We start from the raw sequence: 5,101 nt of genomic DNA on the forward strand, positions 1-5,101 counted from the left end.
CCCCTATACAGGTACAGAAAGGGGGTGTGCCACCATGAGTATATTTTCGTCTTTCTTACTCTCTGTCTTGGCAAGTGTAGTCGCCTACTACATCTGCAAATGGCTGGACGGAGATAAATAGGCGGTAGCCAGCCTAAGGAATAAGCCACCTTGCCACAACGGAATAGAAAAGCCCCGGAGTTGCGACCTCCGGGGCTTTTTGCGTGCCACAATGAGCACTTTCGTCTTTCTTGCCTACTGGCATTATAGCATATGCCTTTCGGCATTTCAAGTATGCCCTACTTCCACCACTTGTAAACGGTGGGCTTGCTCAATCCTGTCTCTCGAATGCAGTCCGCTTTCTTTCCTGCTGGGTGGCTCTCCTGCCATTCTCTGACTGTCTGCTCCGCTGTTCCACTCCCTTTTGGTCTACCCTCTTTTACTTCTTCTCCTAACTGCTTTTTTAAAGCTTTCATAGTATTCATAACCTTTACATGGTCTTTTTGCTTTCTGTAATTCCGCTTATTTGCTGGTATCGTAACCTTTGTGTTGTCCTCTATCCATTCCCGGCTTGCTATCGTTGACAGCCTTTTTCTGTCCCCTTTCAATGCCCGAAGAGCGTCTTTCACATCTGCCCGGCTGAAATGGTTGTCCTCGTCCTCGGTAAGGCTCTCTAAATGGTCCAGGAACGCATAGGCGTCTCTCCGTATCTTCTGCTCGGATATGCCACACTTCAAGCCATAAGAGCACAACGCCATAATAGAAAAGTAACGCCCTCCGGCTTTCACTTCCTCGGTTATTTTCCGTTTCCACCACTCATATAAAGCTTCGTTACATACCCACGTACCGCCCTGCTTCTTACTTTTCTGCTTCGGCTCTCCCTGCACGATCCGCTTCTCATACCATTCCGGGTACAGCTCCTTTGCTTCTTCCAGCGTAACGGTACTTTTTCTTCTCGGCTTCTCGTACAACGGAGCAAGGTCTACCTTACAGCTCGGTATGCTGGCTTTTATGTCCTCCAGCGTGTAACGGTTCTCTGACAGCTTATAGGCTTTTACTGGGAAATCTGCACCCAGCTTCGACTGACTCCCCACACACCGGAAACCTTGATAAATTCCGGTTATATCCGGGCTGTCCGGACGGATAGAGCTGGTATCATTCCATAGCCGCCGGATAAAGGCTTCTTTCAGCTCCGCAAGCTCTTCTTCCCGCTTTCGATACAACTGAACCGGCTCCTGCAAGAAATAGTAAAGATGTACCCCCTTGCCGGAGCTGACAAGATAAGTCGGACGAAGCTGCACACCATTCCCAAACTGCTTCAACAGGTTCTTTAACTGCTGTTTGCCTACATAATCCACGTCCACCACCACCGCAAACAGCTCATGAGCGTTCTCTTTCGTGTGTGACTTTCCGTAAAAACTAATAGGCGGTATCAGCCCAAACCTATCTCCTATGACCTTATCCAGCATTTTCAGACTATCATCAATTACCCCCTGCCGGGTTCTTCCTTTGCCAGACGGTCTAATCTGTGTCGCTATAATATTACCTTTTCCGTCCTCCGGCTCTTGCTGGAGACTGCCAGCCGGAAACAACTCCCGATAGAAATCATGAGGACTTACTTCCGGGTATCCCCTCTCCAACATAAGGGCTTCTTTCTCCCGATAAGCAGACTTCCACTCATACCCTCTTTTATCTCTCCTTTTGGTGTATTTTGCCATAGTCTTTTGCACCTCCCCCCCTCTCGCCCTGACCGCTAATCTTATCAATGAGTTTTTTTTCCCTTTTTCCGTCAAGTATCAGGGAGTTCCTTTTGAGTGTCAATATCTACACCTCACTCCCTCTCGCCTTGACCGCTAATCTATCAATGAGTTTTTTTTACCTTTTTCCGTCGAGTATAAGGGAGTGCCTTTTGAGTGTCAATATCTTCACCTCACTCCCTCTCGCCTTGACCGCTAATCTTATCAATGAGCTTTTTTTACCTTTTTCTCTCAAGTATAAGGGAGTGCCTTTTTGATGTCAATATCTACACCTCACTCCCTCTCGCCTTGACCGCTAATCTTATCAATACATTTTTGCACCTTTTTCTTCGTACCGACAAACTGCAATTTATCTTAGAAATTACAGCGATGTTATTTTGATAAACTTTCAAGAATTGAAATATCATGCTTATCTTTATCTCTTAATTCATAACCTGAATGGAAAACTTTTTGGCCTTTTAAAGATATACAAGGAATTGTTTTGCCTTCAAAAAAAACACTACCAAAGTAATCTTTTTCAAACTCATACCATCCACCCTCTAAATCAGCTTGTTTTGAAGTTCCGTCCTCATTTAAAACGAACGGGTGAATGTCTAAGTAACCAAGTTCATCACTATATAACTCTATTCTAACCGGTTTCCAGTCTGTATCAATTTTATAGCCCAGATTCAAAAGCACATTTAACAATTTTTCCGTATGTTGAGCATCAAAATTTATATCTATATCTCTATGAATTCTTGTTTGTTTACCAGCTAAAATATCTACACCCCATCCGCCATCCAACCAGTATGTAATTCCAGTATTTTCGAATAATTCTATTACTTTCATTAAATCTTCTTTTGTTGTTATTTCTTTTCTACCCATACAAAGTCTCCTTTACAACTTCTATATAATTGTTTAGTTAAGTCAATATCAATATCTAATTGCCAAGGCTCAAAATCAAAAATCATGGTCATCACACTCCTTTTTAAAATTCTAATTTATCGATTTCTTTTTACTTACTAATCATACCATACAACAGCATAAGAAACACTAAAATATTGCAGACCATACCGCCCCAAAACAGGTACAACTTCAAGCCCTCATATCTAAAAAAACTGTTCTTACTTTCCTCAAGCTCCCGGATCTTCTGCTTCATCACGCTCGTAAGTGTATCAGACTGCTTCTCAAGAAGCTTTGTAGCCCTCTGTATAGCCTCTATATTCGCCTGTAACGCCTTTCTAACCTCTTGGACGGTGTTTTCCTTAACCTCATCTTTCAGGCTCCCAATCTCGCCCGATATAGCGTCTTGAAGCAATTCGTTGCTGTTCTTCAGCAGCTCTACGCTCTGCTTCAGCTCGCTGATGAGCTTCCTGTTCTGCTCTGCGTCTCTCTGCCTGTTCTGCTCTGCCCTCACTTGTTCTTGATTTGACTGCTTCATCAATTCCTCGCAGTTCTCGCTCGACATCGCCAACGCTTCTTTGAGCAGACTGTTTTCCAGCTCTGTCCGGCTCTGTCGGTTTAACTCTTGAAGCTGCTCTCTTGGACTGCTCTGCTTCTGCTGTTCGTGCATTTCTCTCAAACTCATGCTCCATACTCTCCTTTCCAAAATCCATATTGTAGTATTTTTCCAGCTTGTTATCCCTGATTTTACAAGCCTTTTCTCCTGCCTGTTCCCTGGCTAAGTCGGTATATGTGATGTACTTGTGGCTGTCCTGCCAGTCCACCCCGTACCCTCTTTCATTCATCAGCCGGATAAAGGTTTCCCGGCTGGTCGCTGTTTCCTTACAATCCAGCACCGCAAGGGCAATATCCTGCACATAGCTTTTGACCTTTCCCTGCTCTGCCTGTTTCAAAAGCTGGTAGGTGTCTTTGCTCCATGCCACCGTTTCTTCCCGGACTTCTCCAGCAAATGTCTTTCCTTTCTCCGGCACATGCAAGCCCTGTTCCCAGCTCTGCTCGTTGCACCGTTCCTTTAAGTCTTTAAGGTCGTGCTTACTCCATTGGAGCTTATGACCGTTCTCATAATTTACGGAATTGACAATAAAGTGCGTGTGTATATGCCCCTTGTCTATATGCGTGGCTATCAGAACTTCATGCCCTTTCCATGCCTTTGTATGCTCTGCCAGCTCGACAGCGTTCTTGTGAACCTGCTCCGGGGTTATTTCCTCGTCCTCATGGTAGGATTGCACATAATGCTTATAGGTTCTTCCGTCCGTCTTGCCCCACAGCTCCTTTGTGGCTTGCATTTCCTCCTTGACCGTCTCCGGCTCACAATGCAGACCGCTGACAAGCTTCTCCTCTGTCTTTTCTTTTTTCGTCACATAATCTATTGCGTGCCCTATGCCCGCCTTTGAAGATACCGCCTTAATGACTGCCATACTTTGTTCAGCTCCTCTCCATGCTTCCGCACTTCCGCTTCACTCGGCAACATTCCCCCCTCATTACACCTCTTTGCTATTTGGTTGAGGTTGTTCCCTATCCGTTTCAGTTCCGGGATAAGTTCTTTGATACCGTCCGTATTCACGATCTGCTTCTCCAGCACACAGGAAAGGATATACTCCTGCTGGTTCTTTCCACTCTCTGAAATCTTCTCCTGCAACTGCTGGTATTCTTCTTCACTTACTCGGAATGATAACTGCTTTGGTCTTGTCTTGTTCATGCCCTTACCACTCCATATCCATGACATCAAGTAAGTCAAAGAAACGCTCCAGCGTCTTATTTTCCTTTTCTGCCGGGTTCTGTTTTACATATTTATCAATTACTTTCATCAGCTCCTGCACCTCGTATCTGTACTCAAACTGAATTTTATCCATATCTTTTTTCATGCCTTTGACCTCTCTTTCTTCGGTGCTACCACCGTCATATTATGAGCCTTCCGGCTCGTTTAAAAGGGGGATTGAAGGGGGGCTTGCCACCCTCACAAGTTCTAAAGTGGTAACACTTTAGGGAACTTGCAATATATCCGCTACACATATTATAGCATGATAGACACCCTATATCAAGCGGATATATTCGTGCGTATATTCTGCCAAGAATATAGTGGAGCTTACTTCCTCTTGGGCGACTTTGGAAGTGTAGGTGGAAGAAAGTCAAGGGCTTGTTTTTTATCTGCAGTATGAGCTTCGGCTTGCCGATCAGCGAGTACAGCAGATAAAAAATGGTCGCAGACCACCCTTTACTTTCTTCCGCCGGAACGGACAATGAAGCACAGGGGGAAGTAACGGAACGGACGGACAGCCGTTTTCCCCTCCGGCATTATAGCCAACAAAAAAGAGTATCAAGGGTAAACGCTGCGGTCTATGACCGCCCTTGACACTCTTTTCCTTATGGCTTTGATAATAAACAAGGGGAAATGGCTTCTTGTGGCATTTCTGCCACTATGG

5 protein-coding genes are annotated in these 5,101 nt (G+C 44.9%); all 5 read right to left on the reverse strand.

Translation table 11 applies throughout. The features are described 5' to 3' along the window. Positions 1 to 278 precede the first annotated feature (278 nt). Positions 279 to 1,697, reverse strand: a complete 1,419-nt coding sequence (locus DWX65_RS14665) for a repa (RefSeq protein WP_118173739.1) — start codon at positions 1,695 to 1,697, stop codon at positions 279 to 281. A gap of 411 nt (positions 1,698 to 2,108) precedes the next feature. Next, positions 2,109 to 2,600: a nucleotidyltransferase domain-containing protein gene (locus DWX65_RS14670; protein ID WP_009263190.1), complete on the reverse strand. Its 492-nt coding sequence runs from the start codon at positions 2,598 to 2,600 to the stop codon at positions 2,109 to 2,111. Between the two features lie 386 nt (positions 2,601 to 2,986). Continuing rightward, positions 2,987 to 4,096, reverse strand: a complete 1,110-nt coding sequence (locus DWX65_RS14680) for a relaxase/mobilization nuclease domain-containing protein (RefSeq protein WP_118173740.1) — start codon at positions 4,094 to 4,096, stop codon at positions 2,987 to 2,989. Continuing rightward, positions 4,057 to 4,377, reverse strand: coding sequence for a MobC family plasmid mobilization relaxosome protein (locus tag DWX65_RS14685; RefSeq protein WP_009256578.1), 321 nt, complete (start codon positions 4,375 to 4,377; stop codon positions 4,057 to 4,059). Before DWX65_RS14685 ends, DWX65_RS14680 begins: the two co-directional genes overlap by 40 nt. Before the next feature lie 4 nt (positions 4,378 to 4,381). Beyond that, positions 4,382 to 4,543, reverse strand: a complete 162-nt coding sequence (locus DWX65_RS15235) for a hypothetical protein (protein ID WP_007885225.1) — start codon at positions 4,541 to 4,543, stop codon at positions 4,382 to 4,384. Positions 4,544 to 5,101 lie beyond the last annotated feature (558 nt).

It is taken from the genome of Roseburia sp. AF20-18LB (assembly GCF_003461185.1).
Taxonomy (GTDB): Bacteria; Bacillota; Clostridia; order Lachnospirales; family Lachnospiraceae; genus Roseburia_C; species Roseburia_C amylophila.

What these genes read in the sequence shown, in the direction of transcription:
- DWX65_RS14665 (WP_118173739.1), bottom strand. Translation starts at nt 1,697, where the DNA reads ATGGCAAAATACACCAAAAGGAGAGATAAAAGAGGGTATGAGTGGAAG.
- DWX65_RS14670 (WP_009263190.1), bottom strand. Translation starts at nt 2,600, where the DNA reads ATGGGTAGAAAAGAAATAACAACAAAAGAAGATTTAATGAAAGTAATA.
- DWX65_RS14680 (WP_118173740.1), bottom strand. Translation starts at nt 4,096, where the DNA reads ATGGCAGTCATTAAGGCGGTATCTTCAAAGGCGGGCATAGGGCACGCA.
- DWX65_RS14685 (WP_009256578.1), bottom strand. Translation starts at nt 4,377, where the DNA reads ATGAACAAGACAAGACCAAAGCAGTTATCATTCCGAGTAAGTGAAGAA.
- DWX65_RS15235 (WP_007885225.1), bottom strand. Translation starts at nt 4,543, where the DNA reads ATGAAAAAAGATATGGATAAAATTCAGTTTGAGTACAGATACGAGGTG.